The organism is Pseudomonas sp. C8002 (assembly GCF_013385765.1).
Classification (GTDB): Bacteria; Pseudomonadota; Gammaproteobacteria; order Pseudomonadales; family Pseudomonadaceae; genus Aquipseudomonas.
Map to the genome: position 1 here is coordinate 187,330 of NZ_JACAPJ010000029.1, position 14,345 is coordinate 201,674.

12 protein-coding genes and 1 tRNA gene are annotated in these 14,345 nt (G+C 61.0%); 3 read left to right on the forward strand and 10 right to left on the reverse strand.

The genetic code is table 11. From position 1 onward, the window contains the following. Window positions 1-116 precede the first annotated feature (116 nt). Window positions 117-1,115 carry a sensor domain-containing diguanylate cyclase gene (locus tag HX814_RS26780; RefSeq protein WP_177009317.1) on the forward strand — a complete coding sequence of 333 codons (999 nt, stop codon included), beginning with the start codon at window positions 117-119 and terminating at the stop codon, window positions 1,113-1,115. 120 nt (window positions 1,116-1,235) lie between these two features. Here HX814_RS26780 and HX814_RS26785 read toward each other — a convergent pair whose 3' ends face one another. The 3 genes from HX814_RS26785 to gabD form a co-directional block, all read right to left on the reverse strand. Then, a complete protein-coding gene (locus HX814_RS26785; protein WP_003218151.1) occupies window positions 1,236-2,444 on the reverse strand; it encodes an HDOD domain-containing protein in 1,209 nt (402 codons plus the stop codon). A gap of 137 nt (window positions 2,445-2,581) precedes the next feature. Then, window positions 2,582-3,859 (reverse strand): 4-aminobutyrate--2-oxoglutarate transaminase, encoded by a 1,278-nt coding sequence (gabT, locus tag HX814_RS26790; protein WP_003218153.1) that lies wholly within the window; start codon window positions 3,857-3,859, stop codon window positions 2,582-2,584. Window positions 3,860-4,040: 181 nt separating this feature from the next. Next, entirely contained in the window at window positions 4,041-5,483 is a 1,443-nt protein-coding gene (gene gabD / locus HX814_RS26795) for an NADP-dependent succinate-semialdehyde dehydrogenase (protein WP_003218155.1), read from the reverse strand. Between the two features lie 395 nt (window positions 5,484-5,878). Between gabD and HX814_RS26800 the strand changes: the two genes are divergently transcribed. Beyond that, a tRNA-Arg gene (locus HX814_RS26800) sits at window positions 5,879-5,955 on the forward strand. A gap of 57 nt (window positions 5,956-6,012) precedes the next feature. On the opposite strand, the gene HX814_RS26805 is transcribed toward HX814_RS26800, so the two are convergent. From HX814_RS26805 to HX814_RS26830, 6 genes are all read right to left on the reverse strand, one after another. After that, the gene (locus tag HX814_RS26805) at window positions 6,013-6,612 is read right to left on the reverse strand and encodes a hypothetical protein (RefSeq protein ID WP_177009318.1); all 600 of its coding nucleotides are present in this window, start codon (window positions 6,610-6,612) and stop codon (window positions 6,013-6,015) included. After that, entirely contained in the window at window positions 6,609-7,169 is a 561-nt protein-coding gene (locus HX814_RS26810; protein WP_003218160.1) for an RNA polymerase sigma factor, read from the reverse strand. The genes HX814_RS26805 and HX814_RS26810 overlap by 4 nt, the downstream gene beginning before the upstream one ends. Before the next feature lie 26 nt (window positions 7,170-7,195). Beyond that, window positions 7,196-8,857, reverse strand: coding sequence for a VWA domain-containing protein (locus tag HX814_RS26815; RefSeq protein WP_003218162.1), 1,662 nt, complete (start codon window positions 8,855-8,857; stop codon window positions 7,196-7,198). A 74-nt stretch (window positions 8,858-8,931) separates the two neighbouring features. Beyond that, a complete protein-coding gene (locus HX814_RS26820; protein WP_003218164.1) occupies window positions 8,932-9,525 on the reverse strand; it encodes a hypothetical protein in 594 nt (197 codons plus the stop codon). An 88-nt stretch (window positions 9,526-9,613) separates the two neighbouring features. Then, entirely contained in the window at window positions 9,614-12,202 is a 2,589-nt protein-coding gene (locus HX814_RS26825) for an autotransporter domain-containing protein (protein WP_177009319.1), read from the reverse strand. A gap of 349 nt (window positions 12,203-12,551) precedes the next feature. Beyond that, window positions 12,552-13,244 (reverse strand): hypothetical protein, encoded by a 693-nt coding sequence (locus HX814_RS26830; protein ID WP_102367864.1) that lies wholly within the window; start codon window positions 13,242-13,244, stop codon window positions 12,552-12,554. A 390-nt stretch (window positions 13,245-13,634) separates the two neighbouring features. Between HX814_RS26830 and HX814_RS26835 the strand changes: the two genes are divergently transcribed. Beyond that, window positions 13,635-13,892, forward strand: coding sequence for a hypothetical protein (locus tag HX814_RS26835; protein ID WP_008433674.1), 258 nt, complete (start codon window positions 13,635-13,637; stop codon window positions 13,890-13,892). Between the two features lie 50 nt (window positions 13,893-13,942). On the opposite strand, the gene HX814_RS26840 is transcribed toward HX814_RS26835, so the two are convergent. After that, window positions 13,943-14,332 carry a hypothetical protein gene (locus tag HX814_RS26840; protein ID WP_008433672.1) on the reverse strand — a complete coding sequence of 130 codons (390 nt, stop codon included), beginning with the start codon at window positions 14,330-14,332 and terminating at the stop codon, window positions 13,943-13,945. Window positions 14,333-14,345 lie beyond the last annotated feature (13 nt).

Below are 14,345 nucleotides of genomic sequence, written 5' to 3' on the forward strand. Positions count from 1 at the left end.
CGCTGATAACGGAACTTCGCAGCAAATTCCCCCTCTCAATCAACACTTCGCCATCCCGGCGGCCCTTGTTGTGACCGCTGCCCAACCCCGCGGCCTGCCCAGAGAGAGTTGTGCCGATGGTCCACGAAAAGACCTTCACCGACACCCCCGTCCTCGAACACCCACGACCGGCAGCCGCCGCTACGTTGCTGGCCCTGATGCATGCCCAGGGCGAAGTGGAACGGCTGAGTGAACGCGAGCAACTGATGAGTTCGCTGTTGGTCAGTGTGAATGCCGTGCTCTGGGCAATCGAGTGGGACACTCGCCGCGTGCTGTACGTCAGCCCGGCCTATGAGCGGGTTTTCGGACGTACGGCGGGCATGTTGTTGACCGACTATCGGGAATGGCGCAACAGCATCCACCCCGAAGACCTCGACTACGCCGAGCACAGCCTGGCCCAGGTGCTGCACAGCGGCGCCGTGGAAGACCGCGAGTACCGCATCATCACCGCCGACGGGCAGATCCGCTGGCTCAGCGACAAGTGTTACATCAACCAGCAGGCCGAGCCCGGCCAGCCGGTGATCGTGGTAGGCATAGCCGAAGACATCACCGAAAAGAAGCAGCTGGAACTCGAGCTGCACCGCCTGGCCACCACCGATGTGCTGACCCGCAGCAGCAACCGCCGGCATTTCTTCGAGTGCGCCCACCACGAGTTTGAACGCGCCTGCCTGCAAGGCACGCCCCTGGCGTTCCTGTTGCTGGACATCGATGACTTCAAGGTGGTGAACGACACCTACGGCCACCTGGAAGGCGATCAGGTGTTGCAGCGTATCGCCGAGAGCGGTCGGGGAGTTCTGCGCCGTGGCGACCTGTTCGGGCGCATTGGCGGCGAAGAATTCGCCGCCATACTGCCCGGTTGTGCCCCGGAGATGGCAATGCAGGTGGCCGAACGCCTGGGGCACGAGATTGCGCAGCTGAGTTTCAGCCACGACGGTGAGAGCTTCGCGGTCACCGTCAGCCAGGGCCTGGCCAGCCTGACCGCCGAGGACGCCAATGTGGACAGCCTGTTTGCCCGCGCTGACGCGGCCATGTACGAGGCCAAGCGCCAGGGCAAAAACCGCGTGCTCCCCGGCTGACGCCACACGATGACCTGTGGGAGCCGGGCTTGCCCGCGATGCAGGCACCTCGGCGTGTTGGTTGTACCGGGATGATGCTATCGCAGGCAAGCCAGCTCCCACACTGGCACGCATCGCCTGCTAGGTTTTGCGCATACGCGTCAATTCCGGCAAACCCACCTTGAGCAAGCGTGCCGTCTTGCCTTTCGCCAATGCCTCGACGCCTTCATGCTCGGTCAGCCGCGCCAGTTGCGCCGCCAGGTTCATCACCAGCGCTTCGCGGGAATACACCCCGCCCTCCAGCGAATAAATCGCCGCGATCAACTGGCGCAACTCCAGCGGCAGGCGCCAGCGTGTGCGCAGTGCCGAACCATAGGCCGCGCCGAAGGTGTAGAGGGACTCGCCAATCGCTTCATCATCCAGTTCGCCACCGCCCAGCAGCCAGTCTTGCAGGCACCGCAGCAAGGCCAGGTCGCCAAGGCGATGGAGGATCCCGGCGCTGTAGCAGCGCTCGTGATCCAGGTCGAGCATGCGCGCCAGGCTGCGGGCGTAGTCGGCGGTACGCTGGGACAGCTGCCAATGACGCTCGGCGTAATCCACAAGGCTCGGGTCGCTCAGTACCACGTTGTGCTTGAGGGCGAGCCCCAGGATCAGGTTCATGCTCTGCCCCGCCGCCAGCTTGTGCAGGGCCATGCCCAGGGTCTGTACCGGCGAACCGTGATGGCCGGCGCTGTTGGCGGCGGCGATCAACACGGCAGTAATCTGAGGGTCCATGCGCACCTGCTCTTCCAGACGCTTGAGGTCCAGGCCCTCCGGCTCCAGGCTATGTTGCACCGCAGCCTGCACGTCGACCCGCAGCGGCGCGCCGTCGGAGGCTTCCCGGCGGCGCTCCAGAAACACCGGCAAGGTCATGCCCGGCGCCAGGGCCGGGACTTCGCAATACACCGTCTCACCTTCGTTCAGCAGCAAGTCCTGCAGGCGCTGGGTCAGGCTTTCCATGTTCAGGGGTTTGGTCAGGTACGCGGTCGGTGCCAGGGGCAAGGCTTCGCGCACACTGGCGCTGTCGTTGCGGGTACTCAGCAGGATAAACGGCAACAGCGGCGTACGCCGTTGCAGGCGCACGCTGCGCAGCAGGCTCAGGCCATCGACGCCGGGCAGCTCCCAATCGGCAATGATCAGGTCATAGGGTTTGTCACGCAGCAACTCGGTGGCCCGCTGGCCATCGGCACACACATCCAGCCGTGCGTCACAGCGCACATTCAGCAACACCTGCTTGAGCAGATCTCGGGACCAAGGGTCGGCCTCGGCAATCAACACACGGGGTACAGCCGGTAAATCAACAGCAGTCATCCAGCACGCTCCATCGGCAATACCAGCACCTTAGACAAAGGAGCCGCCTGCGTACAATGAACAACGGCTGAATACCGTTCATCGGGCACAAAAAAACCCGCCTAAGCGGGTTTTTTGTCGATCAGGTCAACTTTTGATCACAGCTCGGAGAAGCACTCTTCGATGATCGCCAGGCCTTTGTCCAACTGCTCGTCCGGCGAAGTCAGCGGAACCAGCACGCGCAACACGTTGCCGTAGGTGCCGCAGGACAGCAGGATCAAGCCCTTGTCACGCGCCTTGGCCACCACGGAAGCGACAGCAGCGGCGTTCGGCTTGTGGCTGTCGCCATCTTCGAACAGCTCGACCGCAATCATCGCGCCCAGGGCACGCACTTCGCCGATCACCGGGTACTTGGCCTGGATCGCTTTCAGACCGGTCACCAGGCGCTCGCCCACAGCCTTGCAGCGGTCCAGCAGGTGCTCTTCTTCGAACACTTCCATCACGGCCAGGGCCGCGGCGCAAGCGATCGGGCTGCCAGCGTAAGTGCCGCCCAGGCCACCTGGCGCAATGGCGTCCATGTATTCAGCCTTGCCGCATACACCGGCCAGCGGGAAGCCGCCTGCGATGGATTTGGCGAAGGTGGTCAGGTCGGCGGCAACGCCCATCTGTTCCATGGCGAAGAAAGTACCGGTACGGCCAGCACCGGTTTGCACTTCGTCGGCGATCAGCAGGATGCCGTGCTTGTCGCACAGTTCGCGCAGGCGCTTCATGAAGGATTTAGGCGCGACGTAGAAACCGCCTTCGCCCTGCACCGGCTCGATGATGATGGCAGCGATATCACGCGGCTCGGCATCGTTCTTGAAGATGCGTTCGATGCTGGCGATGGAGTCGTCATCGCTCACACCGTGCAGTTCGTTCGGGAACAGCGCGCGGAACACGCCGCCTGGCATCAGGCCCATGCCGGCCGAGTACGGCACGACTTTGCCGGTGAGGCCCAGGGTCATCATGGTGCGACCGTGGTAGGCGCCGGTGAACGCGATCACGCCGGCACGGCCAGTGGCGGCACGGGCGATCTTCACGGCGTTCTCTACCGCTTCGGAACCGGTGGTGACCAGCAGGGTTTTCTTGGCGAAATCACCCGGGACCTTGGCGTTAACTTTTTCGCACAGCTCAACGTACGGTTCGTAAGCCAGTACCTGGAAGCAGGTGTGAGTCAGCTTGTTCAGCTGTTCGGTCACGGCGGCGATGATTTTCGGGTGCACGTGGCCGGTGTTCAGCACGGCGATACCACCGGCGAAGTCGATGAACTCGCGACCTTCAACGTCGGTCACGGTGGCGTTCTTCGCCGACTCGGCGAAGATCGGGTGAATCTGGCCAACACCGCGTGGTACAGCGGCTTCGCGGCGTTTCATCAGGGATGCGTTGGTCTTGCTCATAAAGTCCTCATTCGCCACTCATCGGGTGGCGTGGTCCAAGGAATACGTGGCGGGGAGGCAACTACGGCAGCATGCGATGATCGACTGCCACAGCTTTCCCGGCCACTACGAATAACGGGTGAAACACGCAAAGGGACAGCGCTCTCGTGCCCTTTGCGTTTGCAACAATGCCTTGCCGGGCTTAGATGCCCAGGCAGAGGTATTTGATTTCCAGGTAATCCTCGATCCCGTACTTGGAGCCTTCACGGCCCAGGCCCGAAGCCTTGATGCCGCCGAACGGCGCCACTTCGTTGGAGATCAACCCGGTGTTGACGCCGACCATGCCGTATTCCAGGGCTTCAGCCACACGGAACACACGGCCCAGGTCGCGGGCATAGAAGTAGGAAGCCAGGCCGAACTCGGTGTCGTTGGACATCGCGATCACTTCGGCTTCGTCTTTGAAGCGGAACAGCGGCGCTAGTGGGCCGAAGGTTTCTTCCTTGGCCACGGCAGCATCTTTCGGCACGTTGACCAGGATGGTCGGCTCGAAGAAGTTGCCTTCCATCACCTTGCCGCCAGCCAACAGGGTCGCGCCTTTGCTCAGGGCGTCAGCGATGTGCTCCTGAACCTTGGCCACGGCCTTCTCGTCGATCAGCGGGCCGGTGGTGGTGCCCTCTTCCAGACCATTGCCGATCTTCAGCTTGGCCACTGCCACTTTCAGTTTCTCGGCGAACGCGTCGTACACCGAATCCTGGATGTACAGGCGGTTGGCGCAGACGCAGGTCTGGCCGTTGTTGCGGTACTTGGAAATGATCGCGCCTTCGACGGCCTTATCCAGGTCTGCGTCGTCGAACACGATAAACGGCGCGTTACCGCCCAGTTCCAGGGAAACCTTCTTGATGTCCTTGGCGCATTCGGCCATCAGCTGGCGACCGATTTCGGTGGAGCCGGTGAAGGACAACTTACGCACGATCGGGTTGCTGGTCAGCTCGCTGCCGATATCGCCGGCGCTGCCGGAGACCACGCTGAACACGCCTTTCGGAATGCCGGCACGCTGGGCCAGCTCGGCCAGGGCGAACGCGGAGAACGGGGTTTGCGATGCAGGCTTGAGCACCATGGTGCAACCGGCAGCCAGGGCCGGGCCGGCTTTACGGGTGATCATCGCGGCCGGGAAGTTCCACGGGGTGATGGCAGCGGTAACGCCGATTGGTTGCTTGATCACGATCAGGCGCTTGTCCGGCTGGTGGCCGGGAATCACATCACCGTAGACGCGCTTGGCTTCTTCGGCGAACCACTCGATGAACGAGGCGGCATAGACGATTTCGCCCTTGGCTTCGGCCAGCGGCTTGCCTTGTTCCAGGGTCATCAGGCGAGCCAGGTCATCCTGGTTCTCGATGATCAGCTCGAACCAGCGGCGCAGCTTGTTGGCGCGGTCCTTGGCGGTAAGTGCACGCCAGGCCGGCAGGGCCTTGTCAGCTGCTTCAATGGCGCGACGGGTTTCGGCGGCGCCCATTTTTGGCACGGTACCGAGGATTTCGCCGGTAGCGGGGTTGTTGACCTTGATCGTTTGACCGTTGTCCGCATCGACCCAAGCGCCATCAATAAAGGCTTGCTGGCGGAACAACTGGGTGTCTTTGAGCTGCATGTCGGCTTTCCTTAACAGCACCGCGCACGCGCGGAGCGAATTAGAGTTGTTGAAAGGCGCCTTGAGGGCTGCCGTCAGGGAAATCATTCACTGGGCGCAAGCACGTAAATAGCGCACGAAAGGACAAATGTGCGGTTCAGCACCCAGGCAGGAGCGTTTGAAATCTCAAACGAATCCTAGGATCAATGGGGGTGCAGGGCAATAGTCTGTTCGAAAAAAAGAACGAAAACGGCGCATTTGCTCGATTTTTCTGATCAGCGTGTTTCGGGCGAGTTCAACCGCAATTCGTCGAGATGCCCGGTACAGGGCTTCGGCAGCGCCTAATCCTACTGGCAACAGGCCGAAAAGCGGCATGGACGCCCAAGGTCGACATGGGTATGATGTCGCCCGCACAAGCATCCGTAGCTCAGCTGGATAGAGTACTGCCCTCCGAAGGCAGGGGTCGTGGGTTCGAATCCCGCCGGGTGCACCAGATACAGATGAAAAAGCCCCAGGTCGAAAGGCCTGGGGCTTTTTTGTGGGCGTCGATTCAGGGTTTCTGCAACACCTCCAACCGCGCCGGCAAGTCTTCCTTGGGAAAGCGCTTGTGCAACTCCAACAGCTTCTCATCCGCCGCCTTCGCCTCTCCCGCCTGCCGCAACCGCAGGATCTCCTGCAGCCCTTGCTCCAATGACGGCAGCACAACAGCCGAGCGCTTGCTCATCTTCGCCACCGGCTCATCCGCCAGCGAACCCGCGACTTCTGCCTGCACCTGCGGCGCACTGTCAGCCTGCGGAGCCACGGAGAATCGAGCCATCGGCGCCGCTGCCGGGGCCGGACGAGCGAGTTCTTGCGGAGCCGCCGCGTAAGTACCTGTGGATAACTCCGGCTGCGGCACCGGCGAGCGCGTGACCAAACCAATCATCAGGGCCACACCCGCGACGGTGGCAAACGCCATCTGCCAGCGCGGCCGTTGGCAGGCCTGTAACCAACGCTGCCACAGGCCGGGTTGCCGCACCGGTGCTTCACGGTGGGCGGTGGCCAGGATGAAGGCGTCCAGGGAAGCCGGCGGCTCGCCGCTGGTGTGTTGACGGAAATGCTCGATCAGCAGCTCGTCGTTCGAGTCCTGGGTATGTCGGGGGTCAGTCATGCGGGTACCTCCTCGGCCAGCAGTCGGCGCAGTTTCTGCTGGGCGTAACGCAAGCGGCTTTTTACCGTTTCCAGTGGGGCGCCGGTGAGCGCGGCGATTTGTGGCACTTCCAGCTCGCCATGCAGGCGCAGCAGGAACACTTCGCGCTGGTCTTCGGGCAAGTCTTGCAGTGCGCTGTCCAGGCGCGCCTGATCACGGCTCAGGCTCAGCAGTTGCTCAGGCCCGGCGCTGTCGTCGGGCTGGCCGTGAAGCTGCTCATCGTAGCTGTCGTGCAGCGGGTTGTGGATGCCGTGCTTGCGCCAGTGGTCGATCAGGCGGTTGCGGGCAATCTGGAACAGCCAGGTGCGAAAACTCGCCCGCCCCTGTGGCTCGCTGGTGCTGCGGATCAGGCTGAGCCAGGTGTCCTGGAACACTTCCTCGGCCAGTTCGGCCTTGTTGCTCAAGGACACGAGAAAACGGTACAGGCCCTGTCGATGCCGCGCATACAGGGCCTCGAACGCTGCACCGTCGCCGCTGCGGTAGCGGGACAGCAGGGCTTCGTCGCTGGGTGAATCCATCAGGTGGCGCACTCCTTTGAGGTGGATCAGTGTTTGGCCGGAGCCTGGAGGCTCTGGGCCAATTCGACCAGTTGCACAAACTCGCCGCGCAAACCAAAAGGGTCGTCGCCCCGAGCGGAGCGGGCCAGTGCGGCCGTGTCCTTGAAACTCATGCTGCCAGTGTAGCGGCCATCACCCTTGAGTTGCTGGGCGAAGGCGGCCACGGCAGCAGAGAAGCGCAGGTCGTCGCTGGGTTTGCCGCTGTGCTGGTTGCTGATCGGGTGTTCGATCAGTCGGCTATCGCCGCCTTCCGCTGGTTTGTAGCGTACCCGCAACATCGCCAACTCATCAGTTTTACCGTCAGCCTTGGTTGCCGATGCGTAGCGCAGTGGCTCCAGCCAGCCCTGTTCACCCTTCGGGACAATTTCATACAACGCGGTCACCGTGTGCCCGGCACCGATTTCTCCGGCGTCGACCTTGTCGTTGTTGAAATCCTCACGCTTCAGGGCGCGGTTTTCATAGCCGAGCAATCGGTATTCGCTGACCTGCGCCGGATTGAATTCCACTTGCAGCTTCACATCCCGGGCCACCACAGCGAGGGTCGAGCTGAGCTGGTCCACCAGCACTTTGCGGGCTTCGCGCAGGTTGTCGATATAGGCGTAGTTGCCATCACCGGCATCGGCCAGTTGTTCCATCAGGTGTTCGTTGTAGTTATCCACACCGAAGCCGAGGGTGGTCAGGGACACGCCGCTTTTGCGCTGGTCGACCGCCAATTGCTTGAGGCTGTCGAAGTCGCTCACGCCTACGTTGAAGTCACCGTCGGTGGCCAGCAGGATGCGGTTGATGCCTTTGTCGATAAACCCTTCGCGGGCCATTTGGTAGGCCATTTCGATCCCCGACGCGCCTGCGGTGGAGCCACCGGCGGTGAGTTGGTCGATGGCGTTGCGGATTTTGGTTTTGTCCCGGCCCGAGGTGGGCTTGAGCACCACTCGCGATTCGCCGGCGTAGACCACCAGCGAGACGCGGTCCTGGTCGCGCAATTGATCCACCAACAGTTTCAGGGTGCTCTTGACCAGCGGCAGGCCTTCGCGGCGATTCATCGAGCCGGATACGTCCACCAGGAACACCAGGTTAGCCGGAGCCAGGTCCGCCACGGCGTGGTCCGAGGCCTTGATGCCGATGCGCAACAGCCGGCTGTGAGGGTTCCACGGCGACGGTGCCACTTCAGTGGTCACGCCAAAGGGCGAGCCGTCGGTGGGCAAGGCGTAGTCATAAGGGAAGTAATTGACCATCTCCTCAAGTCGCACAGCACCTTCGGGCGGCAGGCTGCCTTGATTAAGGAAACGTCGTACGTTGGCATAGCTGCCGGTGTCGACATCGACGCTGAAGGTGGAGACCGGTGTTTCGGCAACGCTGCGAATCGGGTTGTCCGGGAGGTTCTGATAGTGCTCCCGAGGCTCGGTCTGGTATTGCATGGCGATCGAGTCGTTCATGACCAATCGCGACGCCATCGGTGCAGGCGCAACCCTCCGCTTGACCATGGCCCCCTGGACGCTGGCGGGCTCACTTTGCACCTCCACGACAGGCGCCGACTCAGCGGGCTTGGCCACGTCACGGGATGAAGAAAGCCCACACCCGGCAAGCGCCACCAGCAGGGTCACGGTGAAGCCTTGGGCGGCAGGGCGCAACAGCAGAAGAGGACGGGACATGGGCTGAACCTCGTGAATGAATGATCCGTTCACAAGGTCAGACGCAAGGGGCTGGCGATTCGGGTTAAAGCAACTTAGAGCGACGGAATATTTCCCGTCGCTGCCACAGTCGCCACCGGGACACGCTCGTTAGGCGCAGTTACGTCATACACATGCTGCTCACAGCCCTTCCCGATAATCACGAATTCCACCAGGTAAACCTTTTGCTTCTCAGGCTTGAAGGTCGAACTCATGGGGCCGCACTCATACACATAGGTTTTGACGAGGCCGACATAGTTGGCGTTGTAGACCCGTGACTCGCCGATCACTTCAAAGGGCTGCCCCGGGTCAGCCTGCACTTCCAACTGCGGGAAGCGTTTGGCGACGGCGCTGTTGCCCACTTCGTTCATCTTGGCGATCCAGCCGAATACCTTGCCACGGCCGGAATCCACCACCGTCCCGAGGATTTCCGGTCGCTGATCTGCATCGGAACTACGGCGTACGGAGAACTGCACCGGATAGGTAAAACCGGTTGCCTTCATGATGACCTTGGCGTGTTCGGCGTCCACCTCGACCTTTTTCTGCTGCAACTGGACGCCGTCCGTCAGCAGGCTTGGCGAGGAGTTCCTGGCAGTGGAGTGGCAGCCGGCCAAGGCCAGGGCGAGGATTAAGAGTGAGGTCTTTTTCATGGGTTACTTCCTTGAGCACATTTAAAAATCTGGCTCGGGCTACGTGGGAGAACCGCAGCCCGATGCCGTTTTCTATCGGCCGTAATACTTAAAACGCGTACCGCGCCTTGAGCATGACCCCATCGGCATCAAAACCACTGCGGGCCTGGCGGGTGTAGCTGGCACCCACGGTAAAGTCCGACACCTGGTAGTTCACGCCGACACTGGCTTCATAGCTGTCACGCGCCACCGAAGCGCCGGTGACGGTGAACGCAGAACCGCCGAGCACATAGCTGGAGGTTTGTGCGACGCGATCACCCATCAGGTCGTGATACGCCATCAAGGTTGCTTCCGGCTGCAAGCTACCGGCACCCATGGGCAAGTTGCCCGCCAAGCGCACACCAGCGCCCAGCTCGCCCACTTCATAGCGTTGCGACTGGGTGCTCAGCGCGGCCGAGGAGCCCTTCTCGTCGAAACCGTCCATGCGCACGTTGGCGTAACGCGCTGCCACACGCGGCTCGATCACCACGGCCTGCGACGGCTTGAAGCTGTAGCCGCCGATCACACTGGCAGACAGCACATTGCTGTCGTAACTGCCCTTGGCTGTGGTGCCGGCGATATGGCGTTTGCTGTCGTTGTCGTTATGGCCATAGCTGAGGCTGCCGTCGACGAACCAGTTTTGCAGCGACCAGTTGCCGTACAGCGACAGCGCATGGCCCTCCACATCGGTCTTGTTGCCGAGGTCGGAATGGATGTTGGAGTTAAGGTAGCTGTAAGCCACGCCCAACGTGGTGGTGTCGTTCAAGCGCCCGTCCACACCCACGGCCATGCCGCTGCTGTTGGCCGAGTAGCCGTTGTTGCCGCCACGCCCGTCCTGGTCCATGTTGCTGCTCAGGCCCTGCACCCACACGCCGCCGGTTTGACGGCTTTCGCGCTGGTCGGTGAGGCGGTTGAAGATCGCGCCGTTGACCACGGCCTGGCCCGACAACGCCACGTCCAGGGCGCCGCGGTTGACGTCCGGCTTGAGTTGTTCGCTGACCTGAGCAAGCTGCTGTGCTGTGCCGGCGTCAGCCAGGGTTTGGAACACTGGGTCGTTCTGATTGAGTCCGCTCAGTACGTCGTTTTTAAAGGTGTTCACCGCCGTCGCTGACGCAGCGCCGGCGCCCACCGCGGCGAGCTCCTGCTGCACTTGCTGGTTGTCTTTAACCGCCACCACGGCCTTGACCGTTTGCGCGTCGGCCGAGTAGCTCAGCACGCTCAGCAGAGAGGACGAGCTGGCCACAGACAGGCCATTGTCTTGCACGCTGGTGGCTTGCAACAGGGTGTACTGAGTGCCGTTGTTGGTGCTGGCGAAGTCGCCCGGCTTGGCGCTCACGGTCAGCTTCGAAGCCTGGGCGAAATTCGCTGCACCGTTGACAGTCAGGTACGGCGTTGTCGGCACTACGCTGTCGGCCAGGTGCATATCAATACCTGCGCCGCTAGCAATGTTGAGGTTGCCAGTGATCGCAGTACCGGGCGCCGACAGGTTCAGCGAGCCCGAGTTGACCGATACCGGCGCGATGATGCGGCTGCCGGTGAAATCGGCCTGGCCTGCGACATTCACCGCGCTCAAGTTGAGCAGGTCGCCGGTGATTTTGCCGCCGGTCCAATTCAGCGTGGCAAGGTTGGCGGCGTCGATGGCGATGCCGGCGTTACTGCGGATTTCGCCGGCTTGCTGGTTGATCTCGAACGCCGAGGTCTGGTCCGCGGCATCTACATGAATGGCTGTACCATCGGCGCTGATCGTGCCGCGGTTAACGATGCCGCGCGCGCCGGTCGCGCTGTTCTGGGCAAAGGTTGCCCCGGCAAACTCGAAGGCATTGGCGTTGGTGCCCGTGGCCTCGACGGTGCCGGTGTTGAGGATGTAGTCGACCTTACCGTTTAGAAACATCACCGTCTTGGCGTCATTGCCGTTGGCAGAAAGCAGGCCGCTGTTTTCGATGCGCAGAGGGTTGGTGTCGGTTTCCACCTCGATGCCCCAGGCGCCCTCGCCCGTCGCCTTGAGCGTGCCGGCGTTGAGGATTTTGCCGCCGACGGTGGTCCCCAGATTGTTCTGACGGTCGAGGATCAGGCCGATGGCGTAATCACCGTTCATGTCGATCACACCGGTGTTCGAGACGTCGCCGGCGATGGTGGTGCCATGCAGGTAAATGCCTTCGCCGCCATCCACGTAGGAAGGTGAAGCCGGCGGCGTCAGGGGCAGCGTGGAACGGATGGTGCCGGAGTTGATGACACTTCCACCGATGGTCGTCGCGCCGATCTCAAGCCCCTCGTAACCCCCATTTTTCATAAGAATGTTGCCCGCCTGGACCACGTCCCCGGTGACAGTTCCCGGGCTCAGGTTCTGCGGGCCCGACCAGAAAAGCGGGTCCAGGGCAATCGCACGGATGGCGGCGCCCTGGGAATCCAGAGTGATGTCGGCACGGTTGATCAACGAACCCTGGATAGTGGTGTTGGCCACACCCAGTCCGGCAGGGTTGGTGGTGGTCGGCACCACTACTTCGGAGAACGTCCCGTTGATAATCAATGACTCATTAAAGGTCTCGCCGACCCAAATGTTCTTGCCCTGCCCCAGGTCGAACTCCACGGCCAGCGCTTGCGAACTGATTGCGCCGACCATGAGTGCCAACAGGTTTTTCTGGAACTGCTTACGCTTCATTTCAAACTCCATGAACTACATTAAAAGCCGCCAATAGGCCCGGCGGCAGTAGGTGTACTAAGCGAGGGATCAATTGATCCGAATGCATTCCCCCAGGGTGCGTTCCTGAAACGCAGGCGCGCGCCTGTGCACCACAGCGGGCGGTGACAGAAAAGAGGCTTGGGGGGCGAGGTTCACATTAATCCTTAATGTCATTTGAAAACGCTGCAGTCCATGCAGCCCGACCGGTTGCGGGTGGGCGGGGTAAAGACACTGGGATATACAAAATGTTCAAGGTGCTCGGCGGGTTCTATCAAACTGCTCGCGTCAGGATCAGCCACCGCAAGCCACGCGGCGACCTCTCGCTGGTCTACTTGAGCTCCTTCACCAGATAACTCCCGGAGATCTGCGTGATACCCGTCAACGCGCGGCGCAACGCCTCAGGATCAGTGCGATAAGTGAGCGGCGTGTAACCGTAGACATTCTGGCCATTGAACGGCGTGATCGACTCCACCGTGCGCCAGAGCATCTCGTCGCCACGGTCCATGCGCGCCACCACGGTTAGCGTCGGGTAGACCACGCTGCTGAAACCCTGGGTCAGGCGAAAGCCCCACTCGCCTACCGTCAGTTGAATCTGCGCATCGGCCGGCTCGTCGTCACCCACCACTTTGAGCGATGACGTCTTACCCAAGGCATCGATAAAGGCCTGCTTGAGCAACACGCCCAAGTCGATATTTTCGGCGTCCATCACCGTGAGGATCGCGGCCGGCGTCGACATCTCGGCCAGTTGCCCTGCCTTCATGCCGGCGGCAAACCCCGCGCCGCTCAAGGCCGCCGTGCCCAGCTTGGACGCGCCGCTGGCCATGCCGACGCCCGCACCAAGCCCGGCGCCCAGGGCCGCACCCCAGGCTTGTTCACGGCCCATGTAGACCATGTTCTTTTCCCACTTTACGGGCAGCACTTTGACCGTCTTGACCTGTGCGCGATGCTCGGGCGTGAGGGGCTGGCTGACGCAGCCGCCGAGGATGAGGGTGGAGAGGAGAATCAGGAGAAGGTTTTTCACATCAGTCCTTTAATGTTGGTGGTGGGTGGATGCGTTTAATCATCGCCAGGGTGTCGGCAATGGGGGTGAAGACATGAGGCATTGGGAGTGGGCCAGTACTTTGCTGCCTTGCGTGGGTTTGGGTGCGGGCTTATAGTCCGGGCCGTCGCCCACATGGCGATTCAGGTTTGGCGACCTGACAACAGAGCGCAAAAGCATCCCGCTTCTATGCAGGTGTTTTTGCACCCGCAAAGCTGTGCATGATATGGCGGCTGTGCGCGGGAGACCTTCGGGTCTGCCGGTTTTCTCTGTTGCCGGTTCGCCAACCTGCGTACGGCCGCCACCCATTCGTTTGGCGACGAATGAGTGGTGGCTTAATCCACCAACAGAGTACTGACAATGAATCGATACATGCCCCTCACGGGCCACGACTGCACCGTCCCCGCCCTGCTTATCGACACCCATGCGCCCCTCGATGTCCTCCACGACGCCGCCGTGTACCGGATTCGCGCCGTCACCCAACTGCTGGAAAACCTGGCCTTCCGCGACCAACTCAGCAGCGATGCTGTGGTGCTTCAAGACTTCGCCCAATTGCTGGCGATTCCGCTGCGCGATGGGTGTGATTTGCTGGATGTCATCAGTCGCAGACTCAATACCGATCCATCCTGAGTAAAAGCCGGGCGGCCTGGGTGCCGCCCCTTTAACTCGGTTAAACAACCTCACTTACCATGAAGCAAAACTTTTAAAGCATCTTTAGAAACGCACACTATGCGTGCCCACTCTTCTTTTTCCAAATACTCTTTATCAGAAAGATCAGGACCATACTTATCAAAAAGCGCGTCAATAGCTTGAACCACGTCCTCGATGGCTCTAGCTTCCTGATCATTTTTCAAAACTAGCCCTATCCAAGTGTATGCATTTTCAGCGAGCCCTGTATCGTCATATAAAAAATGTATTGTGTAATCAAGTTCATCATAAGCTAAATTCGGCGATGAACGTTCTACCCAGGCACGGAACTGGTAATCTGAGTCCGACAAACCTGCCAGATAGGAAACCAGCTCCTCTCTCATACTCGGAAATTTTAACTCGGAGAGTTCCAAGTTTTCCATTTTTTATACTCAC